Origin of the sequence: Vreelandella venusta (assembly GCF_015689495.1) — a bacterium.
Lineage (GTDB): Bacteria > Pseudomonadota > Gammaproteobacteria > Pseudomonadales > Halomonadaceae > Vreelandella > Vreelandella venusta.
Genome location: NZ_CP065135.1, coordinates 1,526,502 through 1,550,130, shown reverse-complemented (window position 1 = coordinate 1,550,130; position 23,629 = coordinate 1,526,502). Strand labels below are relative to the sequence as shown.

The window sequence follows — 23,629 nt, the reverse complement described above, 5'->3', positions numbered from 1 at the left end:
AGGTTACTCATGGCCATGGTTCAACCCCGCTCTGTGGGTGCGCGCCGCTTGGGCGCACATCTTGCACTGATCTGCTTTGTTTCACTGATTGTCTTCCCGCTGCTATTGGTGATTTCAATCTCATTTCGCGAGGGTAACTTTGCCTCTGGCAGCTTGATTCCCGAGAATTTCTCGTTGGAACACTGGTCGTTAGCACTGGGAATTCCCTGGGAACGTCCGGATGGCAGTATTGTTCAACCGCCCTTTCCCGTGCTGCTGTGGCTGTGGAACTCGATAAAAGTGGCGGTGGTTTCTTCGGTGCTGATTCTAATGTTAGCGACGACGAGCGCTTACGCTTTCGCACGCATGCGCTTTAAAGGCAAAGAACCGCTTTTGAAAGGCATGCTGATTTTTCAGATGTTTCCAGCCGTGCTGTCGCTCGTGGCGCTTTACGCCCTGTTTGATCGGCTGGGGCAGTTTGTTGGCTGGTTAGGCATCAACACCCACGGCGCGCTAATAGTGGCCTCACTGGGCGCGGTCGCGCTGCATATCTGGACCATTAAAGGCTACTTTGAGTCGATTGATGGCTCGTTGGAAGAAGCGGCGATGGTCGATGGCGCCAGCACCTGGCAGGCGTTCCGCTACATTCTGCTGCCGCTGTCGATTCCCATTCTGATGGTGGTTTTCATTCTGGCTTTTGTGATGAGCATCATGGAATATCCCATGGCCTCAGTACTGCTGGTGGATGAACACAAACTCACCCTGGCGGTAGGTGCCCAACAATACCTTGCCGACCACAACCAGCGCTGGGGCAACTTTGCCGCTGCTGCAGTGCTTTCCGGCCTGCCCATTACCGTCGCATTCTTGATCTGCCAGCGCTGGATTATTGGCGGATTAACCGCTGGGGGCGTCAAAGGCTAAATTCCTGGATTTAACTCATAAATGCAGCACTCCCGCTTCCTCGCTTGAGCACCTTGCTCGTCACCGGTCCTATTGATAGGGCCGGTTTTTTTATCACTGTATTGCTTACTTGAGTATTTTTTAGAGAAATTTTACGGACTTTTTGTGGTTGTCATGGTGTTATATCGCGATAAACATTAGGGCAATTTAAGAGCGGATCTATGACCACCTTTCCCAGCGGGATCTACTATCGAGATGCTTACCGCAATTGGGCACAAATATTTAAAATCATGGCAGTGTTATGGTTAGTGCTTGCCATGTTTATGACACTGCCTTGGATTGTTCTGGTGTTTGAAAAAGACCCTGACGCTCCTGCGTTCGGAATGTCGCTTCTCATTATTCTGAGCGCCACGCTGATCACTTGGTTGCTAACCCGCCGAGTATCGCTGGAGTTGAAGCCTTGGCAAATGTTTATATTGACGGCGGGCAGTTGGACCAGCATTAGCTGTTTTGCCAGCCTTCCACTTATCTTAGGTGCGCCCCAACTGAGCGTCACGAATGCCGTCTTTGAGTCGGTCTCCGCGATTACCACTACCGGTTCGACCATTTTAACGGGGATTGAAGAGCTATCCGACGGATTAAAGCTGTGGCGAGGCTTAATGCAGTGGATGGGTGGTATCGGCATTATCGTCATGGGTATCGCTATTCTGCCGTTTCTTAAAGTAGGCGGCATGCGGCTATTCCACACTGAATCTTCGGATTGGTCCGATAAAGTAATGCCTCGTACGGGGGGTATTGCAAAAGCGACGCTAACTATCTACGTGGCGCTGACCCTACTGGCCATACTGAGTTATTGGGTCGGTGGAATGCTGCCACTAGATGCCGTGGTTCACGGGATGACATCCTTGGCGACCGGTGGCTTTGCCAACTCTGACGCCTCGTTTGGTGCCTACGCGGAGCAACCGTGGTTGGTATGGATGGGTAGCCTTTTTATGCTGAGTGGTGCGCTACCCTTTGTCTTATATATTCGCTTTATTCGTACCTCCCGCAGCGCCCTGTGGAAAGACCAACAGGTGCGTGGTTTGTTAAAACTCCTGCTAGCGGCAATTTTAGTTCTTAGCACATGGCGCGTTTTACAAGGCGATGATTGGTTTGTCTCGCTCACCCACGTCACGTTTAACGTCATTTCAGTTGTGACTACCACTGGCTATGCATCCGACGACTATACGCTGTGGGGTTCATTACCCATCGTGGCGTTCTTCTATCTTACGTTTATAGGTGGCTGTAGCGGCTCTACCAGCGGTGGTATGAAAGTGTTCCGCTTCCAAATCGCTATGCTGATGCTGCGTAATCAATTGCGCTACCTAATTCACGCGAATGGTGTTTTCACAACGCGCTATAATCAGCAGCCGGTGACCAATGATATTTCCCGCAGCGTAGTGGCCTTCTCTTTCTTCTTTTTTATTACCATTGCAGTGCTTGCCTTGAGCCTTTCAGCATTGGGACTGGACTTAGTCACTGCCCTTTCTGGTGCGGCCACTGCGGTGGCGAATGTAGGCCCGGGTCTCGGTGACACCATTGGCCCGGCAGGTAACTTTGCAACTCTACCCGATGCCGCTAAATGGCTACTGTGCATCGGTATGTTAATGGGGCGCCTGGAGATTTTAACGGTCGTGGTACTGCTCACACCGATGTTCTGGCGACGCTAACCTTATTAGAACCGTGCTACGTTTCAGGGCGCAGCGCGGCTTCTACCAGCAATCGATATCCGACGCCTGCTTCTGTTTGAAGCAAGGTGGGTGTTTGTGGGTCATCTCCCAGCTTCTGCCTTAGCCGGCTGATCACGATGCGCAAATAGTGCGTATCATCAACATGCGTTGGCCCCCATATCTCTTTTAACAGCTGGGTCTGGGTAACGACTCGACCGGCGTAGCGGCACAGGCGCGCTAGCACAGCAAACTCTTTGCGCGTTAAATGCACATCGTCTTGCTGTAGTGTGACCCGTCTTAGTTCCAGATCAATCGCTAACCCCTGGCTGACATAGTAACTTGATGTTTGCTCTCCCCGAGCTTTCTGGGCCAAGCGCAATACAGCTCTTATACGCGCTAGCAACTCTTGAATGCCAAAGGGCTTAGTAACGTAATCGTTAGCACCGTTATCCAACGAAAAGACTTTCTCTTCTTCCCGATCACGCACAGATACCACAATGACCGGCACGGTACTGTGCTCACGTATACCCTGCAGTACTTCGTGGCCATCCATATCCGGCAAGCCTAAATCGAGCAGCACGACGTCAGGGGCTTGGGTGTACACCATGGCTAACGCTTGCTCGCCATTCTCTGCTTCCAATACTGCGTAGCCCTGAGAGGCTAAACTGATACGCAGAAATCGCCGAATCTGCTGCTCATCATCAACAATTAGAATGCGACCGCTGCCTTCACTCTTCATCACCCCTCCTAATATCTGCACCTAACAGTGGCAGCGTTATAATAATCGCGGTACCTCGCCCACTTTCAGCCCTATCGGCCATAATAGTGCCGCCATGAGCACCAATCATGCCGCGACATATGGCTAAACCAAGGCCGCTACCGTGGGCACTTCTATCGCCGTCACCACCGCTGTAAAACATATCGAATACCTGCTCACGCAGCTCGGGGGAAATACCTGGGCCTTGATCTTCAACAGTAATTACCAACGCAGCGGGGTCACCTTCCGCGCAGTGCGCCTTAATGCTCAATTCCCCCCCGGGTGGTGAAAAACGTTGAGCGTTATCCAAGACATTGACTAACGCTTGCTCTACCAGTGCAGGGTGCACATAAAGCAACGGCAACGAAGGGGGCCAGGACTTGCGCACAACGACATGCTTAAGTGACTGTCCCAAACGCTTGAGCGCTGAGTTAATAACGTCGTCAAACGCTACCCAGTCTCGCTCAATTTTTAACGTGCCGTGGCCCAGTCGGGTCATATCCAACAAGTTTTGTATGTATCGATTAAGTCGCTCGCTTTCTGACAAAATGCCATCAAGCAGCTCACGCTGGTCGCTATCGCTTAGCTGCGGCTTGAGTTCGATCAACGAACTGGCTGAGCCAATAATAGAGGAAAGCGGTGTACGTAGGTCATGAGACACCGATGAGAGTAACGCAGAGCGCAGTCGTTCATTCTCTTCGGAGACACGGGTTGTATTCAGCTCTGCCACTAGCCGAGTACGCTCTAGCGCCATACTAAGCTGACGCACCAGTGTATCCATTAACGACTCATGTTCGTAGGTAAGTGATTTTTGACTTTCCGACAGTTTAAGCGCCAACATCCCTACTTTTTCGCCCTGCACTGCCAGAGGTATTAAGCGCCAAGCCTGTTGACTCAGGGTGTCTGTGCCTTGGCCACTGGGCTTTTGATGCTGCCAACTCCACACCGCCGCTTGCTTAGCAGCCATGTCCAAGCGCTCCGAATCCGGCAATGCATGAACCACTCTCACTTCATTTGCACTTTCGGCGCTTTCAATAAATACCGTGGGCACCGCAAAGCACTGCACCAATGTATCAACGCCAATTTTTGCTGCACTGGCGCTGTCTGTCGCGGTTGATAGCTGTTCGGCATAACGCAACAAAAGCTGGGTCTGATCGCGGCTAGCACGCAGTGCAATTAAACGCCGACGTCCCCTGCCCGCAAGCTGCCCAACCACCACGGCGACGAGTAAGAAGAACACTGCGGTTAGCAGTTGACCACGCTCCACCATGGCAAAGGTTAGACGTGGCTCGGTAAAGAAGAAGTTGAATGCTAAAAAGCTCGCGATGGCACTGAACATCGCCATCGCGGTACCCGCCCATACGGCACTAAACAGTACGGCCACTAAAAACACTAAGGGTAAGTTGGCCAGTTCAAGCCAGGGCTCTAGCATGACAGCCACCCCTAGGGATGCCATCACCGCCATGCTAGTGGCCAGTAATTGGGGAGGATGCAGTTTCCAGCCATGCCGCCATCTATTGGCGCGCTGTTTTACGGCCCCTTGTGCCACTACAACAATATCGAACGCTTCGGCATGCGCCATCAAACGTTGAGCCAGTGGCCGTGACCATTTCCACCAGCGACGCTTCGCTTCGCGGCCCACCACAATGGTGGTCGCATTAATTGAACGTGCATAGTTGAGCACTTCGCTTAGCTGACTATGCCCTTGTAAACGTATTGAATCGCCACCCAGCCGAGTAACCAGGCTAAAAACTTGTTCAACAGCTAGCTGCTGCTCTGGGGAGACAATTCCTTTATCAACATAGACCGCTCGCCAGACCGCCAAGCGCCGCTCTGCCATCCGATGAGCCGCGCGAACCAGCGATACGTCCTCTTCACTGCCATTAATCACCACCAGCAGGTGCGGTCTTACCGGACAGGGGCCTGCCCTACCACCCGCATCCATGGCTACCTTCACATCCGCATCTACCCGCTCGGCCATGGTTTGAATCGCCAGCTCACGCAGCGCGTTGAGATTGGATTCATTAAAATAACCTTCCATGGCAGCACGGGCTTGTTCGGGTATATAGACTTTGCCACGCCTTAAGCGCTCAAGAAGCTCATCGGGCGTTAAATCAACAAGCGATACATCTCGGGCGCGCTCTAACAGCGCATCGGGCACCGTTTCGCGCATGCGAATCCCAGTAATCCGCGCGACATCATCATTCAAGCTTTCGAGATGCTGGACATTAACGGTTGTCCACACGTCAATACCTGCATCGAGCAGCTCTTCAATATCCTGGTAGCGGCGCGAGTGCCGACTGCCGGGGATGTTGCGGTGGGCAAGCTCGTCCACCAATAAAATAGTGGGGCGTCGCGCTAAGGCGGCATCAATATCAAATTCATAGAAGGTTCTGCCATGGTGCTTTAAAGGCGCTAGCGGAAGCCGTGCCACCCCATCACACAAGGCTTCGGTATCTGCGCGCCCATGCGACTCCACCACGCCAATGACAATATCTTCACCTTCCTCTGCCCGTTCACGGGCGGTGCGAAGCATGGTGTATGTCTTACCCACACCGGGCGCGGCTCCCAGAAATACACGCAAACAGCCGCGCGCCTCTCGGCGCGCGGCTTTTAGCAATGTATTGGGATCGGGTCGCTGATCCGCTGAATACATTGATTTACTCCATGGTGTCTGAAGCCACCGGGGTGACGGGAGCTGGGGTTAATGGCGCTGCGGTGGTTGATGATACTGGAAAACGATCATCCAAACTGACATTCAGCCGCAACACGTTCACCACCGGCGAGCCCAGCCAGCCTGTGTTTTCAAGCGCTTGATCAATTAGCGCCGTCACAGTAGCTTCGTCGATGCCGCGTGCTTGCGCTACTCTAGCAACCTGTAGCTCTGCCGCCTCGGGGGAAATATGCGGGTCGATACCGGAGCCAGACGCGGTAATCAGATCAACAGGGATTTGATCGACACTTACGTTTTCACGTTGGGCAATGGCATTTGCATCTGCCTGGGCACGCTCGCGCAGCGATACGTTACTCGACGCCAGATTAGAACCTGAGACGCCACCTGCGTCATTGCCCGCCGCTGATGGACGACCAATAAAGTACTCATCGCTGACAAACGTCTGGGATACCAGGCTTGACCCGACCACCCGACCAGAGGCGTCTCGAACCAAACTGCCTTGCGCCTGTTCGGGGAATAACCAGCCACCCAGCGTTGTGGTAACCAGCGGATAAATCAGCCCTAGAAGAACGGCCATTACCACCATAAAGCGAAGTGCATTGCCCCAAGAGGCCTTTGCCTGCAGCACATCGTCATTCACTGCGATCTGGCGTTTCATATCTACATTCATCACGTTTCTCCTAGATAAATAACGCAATCAGCATGTCGAGAAGCTTGATGGCGGGGAATGGCAGTAGCAGCCCGCCCAGGCCATAAATCAGCAGATTTCGACGCAACAACTCCGTCGCCGATGCCGCTTTCACAGACACACCGCGCAAGGCAAAGGGGATCAGTGCCGGAATGATTAACGCGTTAAATAGCACAGCTGCTAGCACCGCCGTGGTCGGCGAGTGCAAATTCATAACGTCGAGTACGCCAAGTGCAGGAAAACTAGCGGCAAACAGCGCTGGCAAAATAACAAAGTACTTAGCCACATCATTCGCCAGCGAGAACGTCGTCAGCGCGCCTCGGGTAACCAGTAACTGCTTGCCAATTTCCACCGCACTAATCAGCTTGCCAGGGTCAGAGTCCAGATCCACCATATTGGCCGCTTCACGGGCTGCCTGGGTGCCAGAGTTCATAGCCAACCCTAGATCAGCTTGAGCAAGAGCAGGAGCATCGTTAGTACCGTCACCCACCATGGCAACCAAGCGACCGCTGGCCTGTTCTTCGCGAATTAATCCCAACTTGCGCTCTGGCGTGGCTTCGGCAATGTAGTCATCCACGCCTGCCGTCGCGGCAATAGCCGACGCCGTAATCGGGTTGTCGCCCGTGATCATTACGGTTTTGATACCCATGGCACGCAGTTCAGCAAACTTCTCCGCGATACCGCTTTTAATCACATCAGACAGCGCCACCACGCCCAAAATCTGACTGCCTTCAGCCACCGCAATGGGGGTTGCGCCATCCCGTGAAATACGCGCAATGACCTGCTCGTAATCGCTGGGTATGTCACCGCCCTGGGCTTTTACCCACTCCGCAATCGCATTCGGTGCTCCCTTACGCAGCTTTTTACCGCTGGTCAGGTCAACACCTGACAGGCGTGTTTCAGCACTGAACGCTTCAAAGGTTGCACCATCGGCTTCTTGTCTAAGCTGGACATCGACACCTAGCTCAGTGGCTAGCTCCACAATTGAACGCCCTTCTGGCGTAGGGTCTTCCAGGGACGTTAAAAACGCCACGTCACGGACTCGCTGACGCGGAATCTGTTGGCAAGCAGAAAACTCCGTCGCACGGCGATCGCCAAGCGTTATCGTGCCGGTTTTATCCAGCAGCAAGGTGTCGATGCTGCCAGCAATCTCAACGGCTTTACCGGATTTAGCCACCAAGTTAGCCCGCATGGCGCGCTCCATACCCGCAATACCGATAGCAGGCAAGAGGCCACCAATAGTGGTGGGAATTAAACACACCAGCAGTGCCACGAGCATCACCGTGGAGGTTTCAACGCCCACGAAGGACGCCATGGGAACCAAGGTGACGACCACGATTAAAAACACCAGCGTTAGCATTGCCAAGAGTACCGATAGCGCCAGCTCGGAAGGTGTCTTCTGACGGTTGGCACCTTCTACCAAGGCAATCATGCGATCTAACAACGATTCGCCAGGATTAGCGCTAACTTCAATAATCAGATAATCCGACAGCACTTTGGTACCGGCACTGACACCGCTGTTATCAGTGCCCGCTTCACGCAGTACGGGCGCAGATTCACCGGTGACAGCCGACTCATTGATCGAGGCAGCCCCTTCAACGATATCGCCATCGGCGGGAATCAGCTCCCCTGCAACCACCTTCACACGATCGCCTTTACGGAGAGAGTCGGCCGTTACATTACTCGTCGTACCATCAGCGTTCAGCTTAACCGCCTTCAGCTCTCCCTTGGTTTTACGCAGCGCCCCAGCATGGGCTTTACCACGTGACTCTGCCAACGACTCGGCACCCGTGGCGAACAGAACGGTGGCTAGCAACAACAACGCTATAGCCAACGCAAAACCGCCATTTTCTCCCTGGGCAAAAGCAATGGGTGTCAGCCCAAAGCACACGACGGTACCAATGGCCACCACGGCCATCACGGGATTGCGCGCAAGCTGTTGAGGCGCAAGTCCTTTCACCGCTCCAGCGACAACCTGGCCAATGGGTAGCGGACGGCGCGGCTGTTTAGCAAGCTCAGTATGTGACATCTCGTTTCTCCTAGAAGCCTTGCGTCACGGCTTCAGCAATCGGGCCAAGCACTAACGCCGGTAAGAAGCCCAGCAGGTTAACAATCACAATCACACCGGCGGTCAATCCCATAAATGCTGGGCTATCCATCGGCAAGGTGCCGCGTCCCGCGGGTGCCGTGCGCTTCGCTGCCAGCCATCCGGCCACCGCTAATGGCACCAGCATGGGCAAGAATCGACCAACCATCAGTGTGATAACACAGGCAAGGTTCCACCACGGCGTATCATCGCCAAGCCCTTCAAAACCAGAGCCGTTATTGGCAAATGCAGAGGCAAATTCGTAAAGCACTTGGGTTAGGCCGTGGAAACCAGGGTTGGAGGTTCCAGCAGCGTTAGGCATCGCTACGGTAAGCGCGGAGAGACCAAGAATGACTAACGGCTGTACCAGGATCGCTAGAGAGATCCAGCGCATTTCACGGGTTTCTAGCGGTTTGCCAAACAGCTCAGGCGCTCTACCGACCATCAATGAGCCAACAAAAGCCGCCAACATCAGATAAAGAAAGAAACCGATAAGCCCAACACCTATGCCGCCAAAGGTGACGTTCACAAACATATCCATCAACACCATCATGCCGCCCATGGGGTTGAAGCTGTCGTGCATGGCGTTAACTGAGCCATTCGACGTTTGTGTCGTCCAACTGCCCCACAAAGCGGAAAGATCGGTACCAAAACGCAGTTCTTTACCTTCCAGATTAGCGCCAGGCTGGGAAAGCTCGACAAGAGCAGCATTCGGCATACGTTCCGAAGAAACCACAACCGAGGTGGAAATCAGCGAAAACGTCAGCATTACAGCACCGATACCGATCATTAATCGGCGTCGGCCACTAATAAGTGCGATGGCAATCAGTAATGCGAAGGGAATGATCGTCAGCGAAGCGGTTTCAATCACGTTGGCCAACGGCGTTGGATTTTCAAGCGGAACGCTGGAGTTTGGTCCATACCAGCCACCACCATTGGTGCCTAGCTGTTTGATCGCAACCATTGATGCAACCGGCCCTAAGGGGATCGACTGCACCTCTTCCACTTGCGCATCCAGCATCTCCACCTGATGCGCCGCTTGGTAGCTGGAAGGTACTCCTTGGGACGTAAGCAACAGCGCCACCACTGCTGCCAGCGGCAACATAACGCGCACTACCGTGCGGGTCATATCATGATAGTAATTGCCAACCCCTTTTACCGTTCCCGCAGGCCGAGCCACTAGCAAAGTACGCGCTATGGCGACTAGCACAGCGAGCCCCGTAGCGGGGGTTAAAAACTGCAGCGTTACAATGGCAAAGGTTTGGCTTAGGTGGGAAAGCTGCGCCTGGCCCGAGTAGTGCTGCTGGTTAGTGTTGGTGGCAAACGATACCGCCGTATGCAGCGCTGTATCCCACTTCATACCGGGTATGCCGTCAGGATTCAGGGGCAATAAGCCCTGACACATAAACACCAGCCATGCCAGCAGTATCAAGCCTACATGCAGCTTCACAATAGCTAGCGCATAGACTTGCCACGTCATTACGCTTTGACTATTAACGCCTGCTAACCGGTAGATAGGCGTTTCTATCACTCTGAATAGCGTGTCGATTCGGCTTGGCTGGGTACTTAGCGCGCGGGCAATGTATATCCCTAATGGCACACCAAGTAATGCCACGATGGCATAAATGGCGATCATGTCGTTCATGGCAATCTCCTAAAAACGCTCGGGGCAAAATAGCGCGTAAAACAAGTACGCCGCTGTGCCGGTGGCGATTATCAACAGTGCAATAGTCATCGATGTGCCTCCTTTGATTGGCACCTTGAGCTTAGAGATTGCCTGCGTAAAAAATCGATGGCGTTTAAGGCGTTAGCCGTCAAAAAGATGTAAAAAAAACAACTTTTGGCCCCTTAAGAGAGCTGTCTGTCATTGCTGCACTCGACAGCTTCCCTATAGATAGGTGACTATCTTCAGTGACATGTCGCCAGAGTGATCAAACCACCGATGAAGATTATTATTTTGGGTGCCGGCCAAGTTGGTGCCACCCTGGCGGAGCACCTTGCCCGCGAAGAAAATGACATCACCGTTGTCGATACCGACGGCGCAAAACTGCGCGAGCTGCACACCAAACTGGATATCCGCACCGTGACGGGCTCGGCGTCATATCCCATTGTGCTGCGTCAGGCGGGCTGCGAAGACGCCGATATGTTGATTGCGGTGACCAACACCGATGAAATCAACATGATCGCCTGCCAAGTCGCCCATACCCTGTTCCGCACGCCTACCAAAATTGCCCGCGTACGCTCAACCGCCTACCTCACCCGTAAGGGGTTGTTTGCCCACGAAGCGATTCCTATTGATGTACTGATCAGCCCTGAACAAGTGGTGACGGATCATGTGCGCCGCCTGATTGAACACCCCGGTGCGCTGCAGGTGTTGGAGTTTGCCGGTGGTTTGATGCAGTTGGTGGCGGTCAAAGCGTTCTACGGCGGCCCACTGGTGGGGCAGGATTTAGCCTTTCTCGCCAAACACATGCCTAATGTGGAAACACGCGTGGCAGCCATTTACCGCCGCAACCGACCAATTATTCCCCGTGGCGATACGGTGATTGAAGCCGACGACGAGGTGTTTTTCCTGGCCGCACGGCGTGATATTCGCGCGGTAATGAGCGAACTACGCCGCGTTGAACGGGATTTCCGGCGGGTGGTGATTGCCGGTGGCGGCAATATCGGTGAACGCTTGGCCGAGCACCTGGAGCACAGCCACCAAGTTAAGATTATCGAGCACAGCATAGAGCGCTGTACTGCGCTTTCCGAGCGGCTTGACCGAACAGTGGTACTTCACGGCAGCGCCACCAGCAAGCGGCTGCTGGAAGAAGAGAACATCGAAGACTGCGATATCTTTTGTGCTCTGACCAACGACGACGAGGTCAATATTATGTCGTCGCTGCTGGCCAAACGCTTGGGCGCCAAGAAAGTCCTGACGCTGATTAACAACGCGGCCTACGTGGACTTGGTTCAGGGGGGCGAAATCGATATCGCCATTTCACCCCAACAAGCGACCATCGGTAGCCTGCTTACCCACGTCCGTCGGGGCGATATTGTCAACGTGCACTCGCTGCGCCGGGGCGCTGCGGAAGCTATCGAAGCAATCGCCCACGGTGATAAGCAGTCGTCCAAGGTGGTCGGCCGCACCATTGCTGAGATCAGCCTGCCTGAAGGCACCACCATAGGTGCCATTGTGCGAGGCAAAGAGGTCATCATTGGCCATGGCGATGTGATGGTAGAGAGCGGCGACCACGTCATTCTGTTCGTGATTGATAAGCGGCGCATTCGTGATGTAGAGCGGCTATTCCAAGTGGGATTAACGTTCTTTTAAGCCACTCGGAACTCGCCTGTGATGTCGTTAGCATCCATCGTTAACAACGCTATGCGTTAAATCTCCACCGCACGACCAATAAACTCAATTGGTCCCGTTGGTAAGCCGGTGGGTGAACCGGTGTCATCTTCTAGGGTGAGTTCAAAGAGCTGGTTATTCTCAAGCGGCGGTAACTGGTCTAAACGCAGGCGCAACGGTTGTCCTGGCTCTACTAGGCCAAGTGAAACCGGCGCTTGCCAATCATCCGCCTTGGTCCAGAACTCCAGTGCTTTGCCTTCGGGCACATCAAAAACGCCCAACGGGATCAGTTGAATCTCTTGGCGGCTGGCGGCCTGCACAACCCACCCTGCTGATTGAGTCTGCGGCGCTAACAGCACCACCATATATTCCGGCGTTGTTGGTGCCGTGGAGACATTGGTCAATATCACCCCCATAGTCACCGCGGCAGCCAAACCAAGGCCGGTAGCGGCGCGCCAAAATGGTAGACTGTGCACCAAGCGGCGTGGCGTTGGTGCCACTCTTGGAGCACGCGCTGATCTTTTCGACGCGGCGTGCATGCTGCGCTCTATACGCGGCCATAAATAATCTGATGGAGTAACAGGATCAACGATCGCGGTATAGGGGAAAAACTGCTCTTCCCAGTCAGCCACGATGGTTTGTAATTCTGGATCGTTGACCAAGCGTGCCTCAAAGGCTTCTCGCTCAGCGATAGGTAACGAACCTAGCACGTACTCCCCTGCAAGTGCATAAAGGTCATCGTTTTCGTTTGAACGTGTCATGACATACACTCCCGCAGGCGAAGTAAACTTCGCTTAATCCAGGCTTTAACAGTGCCTAGCGGCGCGCCAGTGTGTGCAGCAATCTCGGCATGACTTAACCCATCCACGTAGGCATGTAGCACACAGTTGCGGCGCTCGATTTCCAATTGCTGCAGGCACTCATCCATCTGTTGGCCAGTCTGCCAGTCAAAGACCTCCGCCGTTGTCGATAATGACTGTTGGTAGGTATCATCATCGGCTAGCTCGCCTGGGTCGTCGATATCCACCCTGATTTCTCGCTCGCGCTGGCGAATAGCGTTTAAGGCTAAGTGGCGGGCAATACTAAAGATCCAGGTGCGGGCAGAGCCCCGCTCGGGGTCGAAACTATCGGCACGCTGCCAGATGTTCAGGCAGGCATCGTGGACAATGTCCTCAGCCATACCGCGGTCTTTCACGATACGCATGACAACGCCAAGCAGTCTGGCGCCCTCTTGACGATAAAGTTGGTGTAGCGCTGATTGCTCGCCACGCGCGCAGCGGGCAAGCGCATCAGCATAATCGAAGTCGTTAGCTATCGTAGACACGCCTATATCAGACACATGCTAGCTCCCTGGTGACACGCCGATACAGTCGTCGATACTATTCACAAATACTACTCGCAAATACTATTCACAAATACTACTCACAAATACTATCGCCACTACTGTTATCGCCGCTCTTTTGGCTAGCATAGCGGCTAGAGACTCGCGAGACGAGCCTCTAGCCTTACTTAGATGTGTTTCTTGAGCAAAACATTGCTTAGCAAAAGTGTTACTTACCACTTAGCAATAAAAGGACTTAGTTAGCTGTCCAGAAAATATAATCTGCCTGATAGGTGACGACTGCGGTGGCACCGTCATGGCCATCATCGCAAGCCACATCGGGTGCGACACCACCTTGAGTGTTCAGGCGTTGAATGTAGCTAACGCCAGTCATTGCGCCCTCACCTTCCGCAGGATTGGCTTCAACGAGCTGCAACGGGATATTGCCATCACCATTCGCGGCAGTTGCCAACTGAGTGCCGGTCACTTTGGAGCCATCCAACGCTTCCCAAGTAGCAGGCGGTCCATAATAGCTGCCAACTTGAGCACCATCACTGTCGTTCAGCGCCGCGTGGGGGCCTTTGAATACCCAGCCCATAGTGCCGTCGTCTTTGGCTTCGCACATGTAGGTAATCGCACCCACACCCACTGTTTCCAGAGCGACGGTATTGCCATCGGGCACTTGAACGTCAGCAGGCGTCATATCGGCCAGCGCAACGTGACTGAAGGATGCAATCAAGGTAGCGGCGAGTGCTGCACGCGTAAGAGGTTGGATAGTCATTTCAGTCTCCTTGGGTTTTGTATCAACCACTGCAAAGTGTGGCTGTATAGGGGATACACACGAGAAGACGTTTTGGATGCACTCTTTTTAGAAAATAATTAAGAAAAAAGCGCCTAAAAAATTTGAGGCGCTTTTTATGTATATAAATCAGTTAATTAATTATTGGCTAACACCATCCACTACAACCTGTCGGGGGCAGGCATTGCCATTCTGATCAAACAGGTGGCAATGTTGGCCTGCAAGCCCTAAACGCACCGCCTGTCCCTCTTGTAGGTGGGTCAAACCGTCTAAACGCTGGGTAAGTGGGGCATCGATGCCTGCTACCTGCCAATGCGCCAGCGTTTCGTAACCCAGCTTTTCCGCCACCATTAAGGTCGCATTCAGCGTGGCTTCTGCCTGTTCGGCTGCGACAAAATCTTCTGCCCGCAGCCCAAGCGTTGCGCTATCCCCTGCCTGAAGGTGCTTGCCATTGACTGCTACTGTCAGCGTGTCGCCGCTATGCAGGCGCACGACTGTTTGACGCTCGCCTGGGTCTACCACCGTGACGGGAAAGGTATTAATCCGTGGCGAGCCGATGAACTCGGCCACTTCAAGGGTTTTAGGGAAATGATAGAGCGAAAGCGGCGCGCCGACCTGGGCAATACGGCCACGGGAAAGCAGCACAATTCGGTCAGCCAGCGTCATCGCTTCCACTTGATCGTGAGTCACGTAGATCATGGTGGCGTTCAAGCGCTTATGCAGCGCCGCAATTTGCACCCGCATATCCACCCGCAGTGCGGCATCCAGGTTAGAGAGCGGCTCATCGAACAAAAAAACCGCGGGCTCTTTTACCAAGGTACGGCCAATCGCTACCCGCTGACGCTGGCCACCGGAAAGATCTTTAGGTTTGCGTTCCAGCAGTTCAGTCAAGTGCAACATGTCAGCGGCATGCTGAACGCGACGACGAATCTCGGCTTTATCAGTGCGTGCCAGCTTTAAGCCAAAGGCCATGTTTTCCGCCACGCTCATGTGCGGGTAAAGCGCATAGGATTGGAACACCATGCCGATATCCCGCTCCTGGGGTGGAGTCTCATTGATCCGCTGACCATCAAGCTGCATATCGCCTTCGGTGATATCTTCCAAGCCAGCGATCATGCGCAACAGGGTGGATTTTCCACAGCCAGAGGGGCCAACGAAGACCACAAACTCGCCATCTTCGATCGTAAGATCGATATCCCGGGAGATTTCCACACCGTCAAAGGATTTACCAATACCGCTAAGCGTTAAACGTCCCATGGTGCATCCTCCTCGGACGGTGGGCAGCAGGCAATCGCCACGCCGTAAGGGGGTAGCCGTAGTTGCCCATCCTGCCACTCGCCGTTTAGCCAAGCAGGCGAACCCTTCAGTGATTCAGCGCTTTTAGGCGCCCCGCGAGTGACGGTTTGGTCGCTAAAATTCAGCGCAATCAGCAGACGTGAGTGTTGATAGCTACGCTCTAAACAGAGCACCTCATCATGCACGGCGTGATAGCGCACCTCGCCTTTGACTAACGCTGGCAAGGTGCGGCGAAACGCTAAAAACTCACGGTAGGCATTGAGCAACGAACCGGCATCGTTATCTTGCTGATCAACGGCAAGGTTGGCGTGCGAATCGGGCACTGGCAGCCAGGGCGTGACATCACTAAAGCCAGCGTGTCGCGCGTCGGCTTGCCAAGGGTGTGGCGTTCGGCAACCATCGCGACCTTTATAGGCAGGCCAAAAGGTGATGCCCGCCGGGTCCACCAACTGCTCAAACGCCAGTTCGGCTTCTGGCAAGCCAAGTTCTTCACCTTGGTAAAGGCACACACTACCCCGCTGGGTAAGCAAAAACACCATAAAAAGCCGCAGCTTATCCAACTGCCCTTCAGCCTGCCAGCGGGTGGCAAGGCGGGTGACATCGTGATTCCCCAGCGCCCAACAGGGCCAGCCATCGCCAATCCGCGCCTCCATTTCGGTAAGCGTTTTATGCAAATAACCAGGGTCGGCTTTGTCGGTCAGCAGGTTAAAGGAGTAGCACATGTGCAGGCGATTGCCGCCTTGGGAGTATTCCGCCATCACGCCCAGGGCGTCATCGTCACCAACTTCTCCGACGCTCGTCGAGCCTGGGTACTCATCGAGCAGGCCACGCAGGCGCTCTAAAAACAGCAGATTTTCCGGCTGGGTTTTATCGTGCTGGTGCAGCTGGTAGCCATAGGGGTTGTCCGGGCGAACACCTAAAAAGCTTTCGGTTACTGCTGCACGCGGAGGGTTATCGTTAAGCTCGCCATGGGTGCAGAAGTTCACCGCATCAAGACGGAAGCCGTCGACGCCACGCTCCAGCCAAAAGCGCGCTTCTTCCAGAATAGCATCCACCACAGCGGGTGTGCGGAAATTGAGATCCGGCTGGCTGGCCAGGAAGTTATGCAGATAGTACTGGCAACGGCGCGTATCCCACTGCCAGGCGCTACCACCAAACACCGACTGCCAGTTGGTCGGTGGCGCACCATCAGGCTTGGGGTCGGCCCAGACATACCAGTCTGCTTTCGGGTTATCACGACTTTTACGGCTCTCTTCAAACCAGGCGTGCTGATCAGAGGTATGTGACATTACCTGATCAATCGTCACCTTCAGCCCTCTGGCATGGGCGGCTTCAACCAGGCGATCGAAATCTTCCAGGATGCCAAACATCGGGTCAACACCACGGTAATCGCTAATATCGTAGCCGAAGTCTTTCATTGGCGAGGTAAAAAACGGCGACAGCCAAATGGCATCTACGTTTAGCGAGGCAATGTAATCAAGCTTATCGATCACCCCTTTTAAGTCCCCAATCCCATCGCGCTGGCCGCCCTTTGCGTCGCCATCCATAAAGCTGCGCGGGTAAATTTGGTAAATCACTGCGCCGCGCCACCAGTCAGCGCCTTGGCTGCCAACGTAGTGGGAAGTAGAAGATGCCTGCATCATTATATTGTCCTTATCATTACCTGTTGATTGGCATGATGCAGCGTTGATCAAAAGATAAAATCCTCCCCTAGAGGTAGCAGTGGGCGTAGGTATTAGGAGTAGATGTTAGGAGTAGCCGCCACCGCCGCTCATAAGCACTGTTTACTCTCCTCTTATTCTCCTTGAATATGCGCCAATAATTGCCCCGCCAACGCAATGGCTTCATCACGCCGCCGAATATTCTGCTTTTGATAAAGGCTGCGGATATGCGTTTTGATGGTGGTCGGCGCCACCGATAGCTGTTCAGCGATCTGCTCATTAGACAGCCCAGCATGAATCAGCCCCAAGATTTGCCACTCTCGGCGAGTGAGTGGCGATGTGCGGATAAGTTCAGGCACATCCGGCCGTGCCACAATGTTGGCAATGACTGTCTCGTCCAGCATCAAGCGCCGGGCGCTGCCAAAATCTTTTTGGCGACCAGCTAAGGTCAACAACCGTTCCGCGCGAGCCTGTTCAAGGGGGGCTAAGCTGTTACTTGCTAATAGCGTCGTCAGCAGCTCCCCCAGTGGTTTGCCTAAGCGTAAAAAGCTGCCTACCAATGCAGTGCGGGAAGCTAAACGGAGTGCCTGCTGCATATGGCTACTCGCCTGGGCGGCTTGCCCCTGATGCCAAGCCACCGCCGCTAAGCACAGCTGGTTGCGATTCGCGTCAGTCACTAATCCTAGCCGCTGGGTGTGATCTTCAAGGGCATCCAGTAGTTCGCGGGCCTCTTCATAGCGCCCCAATAGTGTTAATGCACGGGCATGGTTACGTACGTTGCACTGGGAAAAGTGATTGGTGGCATGCTCGGTAAGTGGTTCTGGCGCTTCTTGGCGCCAACGCTCAACCGCATCCATATCGTGTGTCGATTGCCACCACGCCAACAGCGTTGCATGGGCATTGGCTACCCAATCAATGTGGTAATCCCCTTCTGAGAGAATTTTACGCAGCCTACGAATGTGGTCGGCACACTGCGCTTGATCTCCCCGGCCCTGGGCGATTTTAGCGAGCTGAATATGGCACTGCAGCGTCCAGCGCTCACCTTGATTGTCTAACACCGCAATACCTTTCAACGCAGCCTGCTCGGCTTCGTCTAAGCGATGCCACTCCCAAAGCACCTGGCTGCGAATGCGGTACAAAAACTCCGCAACCGGTAAATGTTCAAGTTCGGCGCGCTCTAGATGGGCAAAGGCGCGCTCTTGAATATCGTAGGCGGCCTGCAAGCGTCCCTGAGCCACCAGGGTTTCAGACTGATGACAGTATGACCACAGCAGCAGCTGATGATCGCTGCGCTGACGAGCTTGGCGCTCTACTTCGCTAACGCGCTGAAGCGACTCTTCCAGATAGCCCAGAACAAAGCGTGCTTCACTAAGAATAGCGGTAGCGGTCAGTGGTGTTGACGCCAGATAGCGAGCAGGCGCCGCGAGCGCTTGCTCAGCCAGTGGCGCTGCGCGCTCAGCATCACCCTGGTTGATCGCCAACTGGGCACGCAACGTGGCAAATTCGGCGCTCAATGCCTGCCATTCGGGCTCATCCAGCTGCGCCTCTATCCATCCGATCACTCGTGCCGTGATATCAAACTGAAATTGCCCATGGGATACCCAGCCATAGAGCAGCGCATGCTCCGGACGTTTTGAAAGTCGCGGTTCGCCCAACAGTGTAAAGCCTTGCGCTAATAACGCATAGGCACCACTGGCTAGTAATGCAGGGCCCTGCGCGGTCAGCAAGCTAGCAACATCCTCTGCCTCCTCGGCTAAGATTGCCTGACGTAGCGCCATGATCGGATCATTTAGCGCTAACCACGCCTGGCTTGCGCGCTGGTGTAACCTTCGTTGGGTGGCTAAATCAAGCTCGTGGCGGCGGTGGCGAAGATACTCGCCAAACAGCCGCTGAAAGCGGAACCACTGGCTATGCGGGTCGGGGCGTTCAATGAATAGCCCCGCTTGCTCAAACGCTTCCAAGCGCTGAGTTAGCCGCTCCCCTTCCAACAGGCGCGCCATTAGCTCGGGCGAAAAGCGCTCTAACACCCCCAACTGAAGCATCAGCTCGCGCTCTTCGGCAGGCAGCGCGGCAGCGAGCAGTTCATCAAACCAAGCGACAAAATCAGGATGCGCACCGCTTAAACGCTCTACCAGCGCATCGAAACCCGCGCGCGTGGTGGTTCGCTCAACCAGCCAGTTAAGCGCTACAATCCAGCCACCGCTTCGACGCAACGCACGTTCAAGGCTTACCCGGGTGGGCGGAAAACTTAGCTGTTCGGCACACAAGGTGTGTGCTTCTTCGCTGTCAAAGGCCAAGCCATGAAGGTCGATCTCTTCAAGCTCCCCTCTCAATCGCAAACTCGCCAAACCAAGCGCGGGTCGCGAGCGGCTCACCAGTGTCAAAGTCAACCAAGGCGGCTGATGACGCAGCCAGTGAGCGACACCCGCCAAAATATCGGGATGGGTTACCTGTTCAAATTCATCGACGACGAAACGACACGGGGAACGTTGCTCGGGTAACTCTCCCAACCAGCGCTCAAGCTGCTCAATGCAGTCAGCATTGTCAGCCATGGATGAAAGCACACCGGTATCATCGAATAGTTTATTCAACGCTGCCCGCCAGTAGGTTAGAAAGCGTGCTGGCTGGTTATCACGTTGATCCAATCGTAGCCAAGCGGCCTCCTGCTCCAGCGCGGGCAATCGTTCGGCCAGCAGTGTCGTTTTGCCATAACCCGAGGGCGCTGCCAGCACCAGCAGGCGGGTGCGCTCGTTTAAGGCGAAATGATCATTTAGACGTGGCCGGGCCACTACACTAAGCGGCAATGGCGGTGCCTTTAGCTTTTCTTGGAGTAACGACATCAGCGCCTCCCGATATCAGTGCTTTTACCTAACAAAAAGCCCGCGATACGTCGCGGGCAATCAGCATTGGAGAAACAGTTTTCGCTAGCGAGCAGCGGCTTACGCTTAGAACCTCTGTCTAGAACCTCTGCCTAGAACCTCTGTCTAGAACTTCTGCTTAGAACCATACTTCGCTTTGTACGCCAAAGGTAAATTCACCGCCAGTGAATCCATCGCTACCTAGAGAGCTGGCACCGTAGCTATTAAGGCTCTCGTCCCAGTCGCTGTAAGTCGTGAATAGACGGATCTCAGGACGCTTCCAGAAACCACCTACTTCCGGCTTGAAAGTCGGTGCGATAGTGAACTTCATATAGTCACCATCAACCGCGTTACGGTCACTGTAACCCTGTGGATCTAAATCCATCCACTGATAGCTAGCTTCGTACTGCATTTCGAAATTCTGATTAATTTCATTGGCCAGGCGCACGTTTAGCGTAGCCCAATCATAGCTGTCACCGTTAACGAAGCGATCTTCACTGGTTTCAGCCAGTATCGACGGTGCAATACGCCACGTCGGTGCAATATAGGTTGTTCCGTATAACGCCAGCCGCGTTGCGGTAGCATCATCTGTCAGATCGCCGTTGCTACCCAAGCCTTTAACTTCGGCGCCTAAGCCTTGGCCGTGCAGTACAGCGGCCTTAAAGTTACCTTCGCCCATGCCAAAGAAGCTGTCGCCGTGGTAAGCCACCATGGTATGCCAGCCGCTATCAGCCGCTGTTTGGCCTACGCCAATATTACGCTCATCGTTATCCGCAGCAGACATGCCGTTGACCATGACCTGCCAGTTACCGAAGTAATTATTAGAGGTCAACACGAGGTTATCCGTATCGCTATTTTCTCCATCTAAACCAGGATTTTCACGGTTGACGAGCGGATAGTCGCTGAAGCTGCGGCCATAAACTGACAAGTTACTCTTCCAGTTATCGGCTAGCTGCATATCGTATATACCTCCACCGGTACCGGCGAGAAAGACGACATCGCTATCTAGCCAATGGATATCAAAGTTATCACGGTCAAAGCGTTTACCGGCCCAAATAGAAGCGTTTTCAAACGCGCCGGTAAAGCTTGGCAAGTCGCTAAATTCGGCATACACCTGACGCACGTTTAAGTTGGTATCGTCACCCACCCAATCGTTACTGGAATTAGTACCGGCAGCCAACATCGTGGTGTAACGGGCTTTTGCACCATTATCAAACTGCATGCGGTAGTTAAGAATGGCTTCAGAGTATGTATCCGGCTCGTTGCCCAAACGACCAACGGCACCGCCATTGCCACCCGCGGGTGTTAGATAAGGCCCAGCTGGTGCGCTTTTGCCATCTTCACCAATTAGCAGGCCGGAACGCGCATAGACATTAAAGGAGAACCCCTCTTCACCGCTGGATTGGCGCTCTACACGGGCAAGGCGTTCTTCAATATCAGCATTGGTGGCGGGCGCACTTGACGATGATGCAGCATGTCCCCGCTCAGCTAACTCAGCGCGACGTTCTGCAGCCTCCGCCCGCTGCTCAGCAGCGGCAATTCTTGCTTCTAACTGAGCAAACCGCTCTTCCAATGCTGTGTCGGCGCTAGCAGTACCACACAGCCCAAAACTGGCAGCGGCGATAGCAATGGCAAGAGGTGTTCTGAATGTCATTTTGTGCATTGTTTTAAACCCTAATTTATTAAGCCCTTGTTTTTAAATCCATATCCTTAAAACCCATACTCTTAAAAGCGGTATTGTTAAGAGCTGCCTTCCTAAGAGCTGCCTTCCTAAAAGCTATGCTTTAAAAAAAGAGTTTTAAAAATTGCTTTAAAAACTTGGCTTTAAATCTTTTATTTTTGAAATTTTGTTGAAAACGTAAGTTTCTGATGCTTTTGCTTTAAGCCTTTCTTCGAGCCAAAGACACCCGTCTGTCGCTTTACTGCACGGATAGCCCACGCTCATCAACACGCCCAACGACTCTCCCACTGAGTGGCGCTAAACGCTGTTCTGCGAACCGAAATCAGCAGATTATGTTGCAAAGCAACTACGTTTTATCCCGTCAATTAACGGTAAAAACAACTTAATCGATTAAGAGATAGTAAACCAACAAGAAATCACTAATTATCGACTAATGTCTAAACTGTTTTTTAGATTAGAAAAAATCAATTCAACCGCATTAGACAAAAGTCGCTATTGAACTTGTCATGACGAGACGGCTAACTGGCACCTTACTTAATCGTTTAAGTAGGCGCTGCAAGCGCTTTTAACACTCATTACCCATAACAACAAATGCCGAGGAACGCCCTATGAAAAAGACACTACTCACTTCTGCCATTGCTTTGGCTAGTCTCGCTAGCGCCACAGGCTCTGCCCAAGCGGCTGAGTTAACCATTTCTTGTGGCGCTGTTGGCGCGGAGCTTACCCTTTGCCAAGAAGGTGTGAGCGCCTGGGAAGAGAAGACCGGCCACAGTGTCGACGTGGTTTCAACGCCAAACTCATCTACTGAACGTTTGTCACTTTACCAACAAATTTTATCCGCCAACTCTAGCGACATTGATGTCATGCAGATCGATGTTGTCTGGCCCGGCCTACTCGCTAACCACCTGCTTGATCTAAGCGAAGTGCTGGGTGAAGACGCCGCGGCAGGCCACTTCGACACCATTGTCACCAACAACACTATCGATGGCCGCCTAGTTGCGATGCCCTGGTTTACCGATGCAGGTGTTCTGTATTACCGCGCAGACCTGCTGGAGAAACATGGCCATGACGTGCCGACCACGTGGCAAGAACTGACCGACATCGCGCGTGATATCAAAGATGCCGAGCGCGCAGAAGGCAATGAGCGTATGCAGGGTTTTGTCTTCCAGGGGCGTGCTTATGAAGGACTTACCGTCAATGCACTGGAGTGGGTATCAAGCTTCGGTGGCGGTACCGTGGTAGATCAGGATGGCGAAGTCACCATCAATAACGAGAAAGCTGCTGAAGCGCTGGATTTAGCAGCCTCATGGATTGGCGATATCTCTCCGGAAGGCGTGCTGAATTATACCGAAGAAGAAGCCCGTGGTGTTTTCCAGGGCGGCAATGCCGTATTTATGCGCAACTGGCCATACGCCTGGTCACTGGCTCAAAGCGAAGATAGCGATGTACGTGGCAGCGTCGGCGTTACCCAATTGCCCGCAGGTGGAGAAGACGGTCGAAGTGCAGCCGGCTTAGGCGGTTGGAACTTAGCAGTATCCCGCTATAGCGAACATCCCGAGCTCGCCGCTGATCTGGTCGCCTTCTTAGCCGGTGAAGAAGAGCAAAAGCGTCGTGCCATCCAAGCGTCCTATAACCCCACCATCGATGCGCTTTACCAAGATCAAGAGGTACTGGAAGCCGTGCCTTTCTTTGGCACTCTTTACGACACCTTCACCAACGCCGTTGCCCGTCCGTCAGCACCTACCGGGGATGCCTATGGCCGTGTTAGCAATGCCTTCTTCAGCACTTCCCATGATGTGCTTTCGGGCACTAAAAATGGCGCTGACGCCGTCGCTGACCTCGAAGGCGATCTACTCCGCCTGAAGCGTCGCAACTGGTAACCGCGG

General features: G+C 53.6%; 17 protein-coding genes. 4 read left to right on the top strand and 13 right to left on the bottom strand.

Annotated elements, in window-relative coordinates; genetic code table 11:
* Nucleotides 1–9 precede the first annotated feature (9 nt).
* Together malG and IR195_RS07255 are read left to right on the top strand one after the other, a co-directional pair.
* Entirely contained in the window at nucleotides 10–900 is an 891-nt protein-coding gene (malG, locus tag IR195_RS07260; RefSeq protein WP_089037962.1) for a maltose ABC transporter permease MalG, read from the top strand.
* A gap of 200 nt (nucleotides 901–1,100) precedes the next feature.
* The gene (locus IR195_RS07255; RefSeq protein ID WP_146943978.1) at nucleotides 1,101–2,588 is read left to right on the top strand and encodes a TrkH family potassium uptake protein; all 1,488 of its coding nucleotides are present in this window, start codon (nucleotides 1,101–1,103) and stop codon (nucleotides 2,586–2,588) included.
* Nucleotides 2,589–2,604: 16 nt separating this feature from the next.
* Here the strand turns inward: IR195_RS07255 and IR195_RS07250 are convergent, their stop codons facing one another.
* Genes IR195_RS07250 through kdpF form a run of 6 tightly spaced genes read right to left on the bottom strand, consistent with a single transcriptional unit; the run spans nucleotide 2,605 to nucleotide 10,528 of the window.
* Nucleotides 2,605–3,327, bottom strand: a complete 723-nt coding sequence (locus IR195_RS07250) for a response regulator (RefSeq protein ID WP_089037960.1) — start codon at nucleotides 3,325–3,327, stop codon at nucleotides 2,605–2,607.
* On the bottom strand, nucleotides 3,317–6,001 hold the full coding sequence (locus IR195_RS07245) for a sensor histidine kinase (protein WP_206049132.1): 2,685 nt from the start codon (nucleotides 5,999–6,001) through the stop codon (nucleotides 3,317–3,319). The genes IR195_RS07250 and IR195_RS07245 overlap by 11 nt, the downstream gene beginning before the upstream one ends.
* Nucleotides 6,002–6,005: 4 nt before the next feature.
* Complete coding sequence (kdpC, locus tag IR195_RS07240) at nucleotides 6,006–6,689, bottom strand: potassium-transporting ATPase subunit KdpC (protein WP_241006811.1); 684 nt, start codon at nucleotides 6,687–6,689, stop codon at nucleotides 6,006–6,008.
* Nucleotides 6,690–6,699: 10 nt separating this feature from the next.
* Complete coding sequence (gene kdpB, locus IR195_RS07235; RefSeq protein WP_241006810.1) at nucleotides 6,700–8,736, bottom strand: potassium-transporting ATPase subunit KdpB; 2,037 nt, start codon at nucleotides 8,734–8,736, stop codon at nucleotides 6,700–6,702.
* Between the two features lie 10 nt (nucleotides 8,737–8,746).
* Complete coding sequence (gene kdpA, locus IR195_RS07230; RefSeq protein WP_206049131.1) at nucleotides 8,747–10,438, bottom strand: potassium-transporting ATPase subunit KdpA; 1,692 nt, start codon at nucleotides 10,436–10,438, stop codon at nucleotides 8,747–8,749.
* Between the two features lie 9 nt (nucleotides 10,439–10,447).
* Entirely contained in the window at nucleotides 10,448–10,528 is an 81-nt protein-coding gene (kdpF, locus tag IR195_RS20600) for a K(+)-transporting ATPase subunit F (protein WP_372374285.1), read from the bottom strand.
* Between the two features lie 207 nt (nucleotides 10,529–10,735).
* On the opposite strand from kdpF, the gene trkA reads away from it, so the two are divergent.
* Complete coding sequence (trkA, locus tag IR195_RS07220) at nucleotides 10,736–12,109, top strand: Trk system potassium transporter TrkA (protein WP_206049130.1); 1,374 nt, start codon at nucleotides 10,736–10,738, stop codon at nucleotides 12,107–12,109.
* Between the two features lie 56 nt (nucleotides 12,110–12,165).
* On the opposite strand, the gene IR195_RS07215 is transcribed toward trkA, so the two are convergent.
* From IR195_RS07215 to IR195_RS07185, 7 genes are all read right to left on the bottom strand, one after another.
* A complete protein-coding gene (locus tag IR195_RS07215) occupies nucleotides 12,166–12,888 on the bottom strand; it encodes an anti-sigma factor (protein ID WP_206049129.1) in 723 nt (240 codons plus the stop codon).
* Nucleotides 12,885–13,466: a sigma-70 family RNA polymerase sigma factor gene (locus IR195_RS07210; protein ID WP_241006809.1), complete on the bottom strand. Its 582-nt coding sequence runs from the start codon at nucleotides 13,464–13,466 to the stop codon at nucleotides 12,885–12,887. Before IR195_RS07210 ends, IR195_RS07215 begins: the two co-directional genes overlap by 4 nt.
* Before the next feature lie 238 nt (nucleotides 13,467–13,704).
* Entirely contained in the window at nucleotides 13,705–14,229 is a 525-nt protein-coding gene (locus IR195_RS07205) for a DUF3455 domain-containing protein (protein ID WP_125747065.1), read from the bottom strand.
* 159 nt (nucleotides 14,230–14,388) lie between these two features.
* Complete coding sequence (ugpC, locus tag IR195_RS07200; RefSeq protein WP_206049128.1) at nucleotides 14,389–15,504, bottom strand: sn-glycerol-3-phosphate ABC transporter ATP-binding protein UgpC; 1,116 nt, start codon at nucleotides 15,502–15,504, stop codon at nucleotides 14,389–14,391.
* Nucleotides 15,492–17,186: an alpha-amylase family glycosyl hydrolase gene (locus tag IR195_RS07195; protein WP_206049127.1), complete on the bottom strand. Its 1,695-nt coding sequence runs from the start codon at nucleotides 17,184–17,186 to the stop codon at nucleotides 15,492–15,494. The genes ugpC and IR195_RS07195 overlap by 13 nt, the downstream gene beginning before the upstream one ends.
* Nucleotides 17,187–17,338: 152 nt before the next feature.
* The gene (malT, locus tag IR195_RS07190) at nucleotides 17,339–20,044 is read right to left on the bottom strand and encodes an HTH-type transcriptional regulator MalT (protein WP_206049126.1); all 2,706 of its coding nucleotides are present in this window, start codon (nucleotides 20,042–20,044) and stop codon (nucleotides 17,339–17,341) included.
* Between the two features lie 157 nt (nucleotides 20,045–20,201).
* Nucleotides 20,202–21,725 (bottom strand): carbohydrate porin, encoded by a 1,524-nt coding sequence (locus IR195_RS07185; protein WP_206049125.1) that lies wholly within the window; start codon nucleotides 21,723–21,725, stop codon nucleotides 20,202–20,204.
* 626 nt (nucleotides 21,726–22,351) lie between these two features.
* Between IR195_RS07185 and IR195_RS07180 the strand changes: the two genes are divergently transcribed.
* Nucleotides 22,352–23,623 (top strand): ABC transporter substrate-binding protein, encoded by a 1,272-nt coding sequence (locus IR195_RS07180; protein ID WP_125747055.1) that lies wholly within the window; start codon nucleotides 22,352–22,354, stop codon nucleotides 23,621–23,623.
* Nucleotides 23,624–23,629: the final 6 nt, after the last annotated feature.

Excerpts from the sequence above, each read along its gene's own strand:
- kdpB (WP_241006810.1), bottom strand. The coding sequence starts at position 8,736 with ATGTCACATACTGAGCTTGCTAAACAGCCGCGCCGTCCGCTACCCATT.
- kdpF (WP_372374285.1), bottom strand. The coding sequence starts at position 10,528 with ATGACTATTGCACTGTTGATAATCGCCACCGGCACAGCGGCGTACTTG.
- IR195_RS07185 (WP_206049125.1), bottom strand. The coding sequence starts at position 21,725 with ATGCACAAAATGACATTCAGAACACCTCTTGCCATTGCTATCGCCGCT.
- IR195_RS07205 (WP_125747065.1), bottom strand. The coding sequence starts at position 14,229 with ATGACTATCCAACCTCTTACGCGTGCAGCACTCGCCGCTACCTTGATT.
- malG (WP_089037962.1), top strand. The coding sequence starts at position 10 with ATGGCCATGGTTCAACCCCGCTCTGTGGGTGCGCGCCGCTTGGGCGCA.
- malT (WP_206049126.1), bottom strand. The coding sequence starts at position 20,044 with ATGTCGTTACTCCAAGAAAAGCTAAAGGCACCGCCATTGCCGCTTAGT.
- kdpC (WP_241006811.1), bottom strand. The coding sequence starts at position 6,689 with ATGAATGTAGATATGAAACGCCAGATCGCAGTGAATGACGATGTGCTG.
- IR195_RS07250 (WP_089037960.1), bottom strand. The coding sequence starts at position 3,327 with ATGAAGAGTGAAGGCAGCGGTCGCATTCTAATTGTTGATGATGAGCAG.
- IR195_RS07255 (WP_146943978.1), top strand. The coding sequence starts at position 1,101 with ATGACCACCTTTCCCAGCGGGATCTACTATCGAGATGCTTACCGCAAT.
- IR195_RS07195 (WP_206049127.1), bottom strand. The coding sequence starts at position 17,186 with ATGATGCAGGCATCTTCTACTTCCCACTACGTTGGCAGCCAAGGCGCT.
- kdpA (WP_206049131.1), bottom strand. The coding sequence starts at position 10,438 with ATGAACGACATGATCGCCATTTATGCCATCGTGGCATTACTTGGTGTG.
- IR195_RS07215 (WP_206049129.1), bottom strand. The coding sequence starts at position 12,888 with ATGACACGTTCAAACGAAAACGATGACCTTTATGCACTTGCAGGGGAG.
- IR195_RS07245 (WP_206049132.1), bottom strand. The coding sequence starts at position 6,001 with ATGTATTCAGCGGATCAGCGACCCGATCCCAATACATTGCTAAAAGCC.
- trkA (WP_206049130.1), top strand. The coding sequence starts at position 10,736 with ATGAAGATTATTATTTTGGGTGCCGGCCAAGTTGGTGCCACCCTGGCG.
- ugpC (WP_206049128.1), bottom strand. The coding sequence starts at position 15,504 with ATGGGACGTTTAACGCTTAGCGGTATTGGTAAATCCTTTGACGGTGTG.
- IR195_RS07180 (WP_125747055.1), top strand. The coding sequence starts at position 22,352 with ATGAAAAAGACACTACTCACTTCTGCCATTGCTTTGGCTAGTCTCGCT.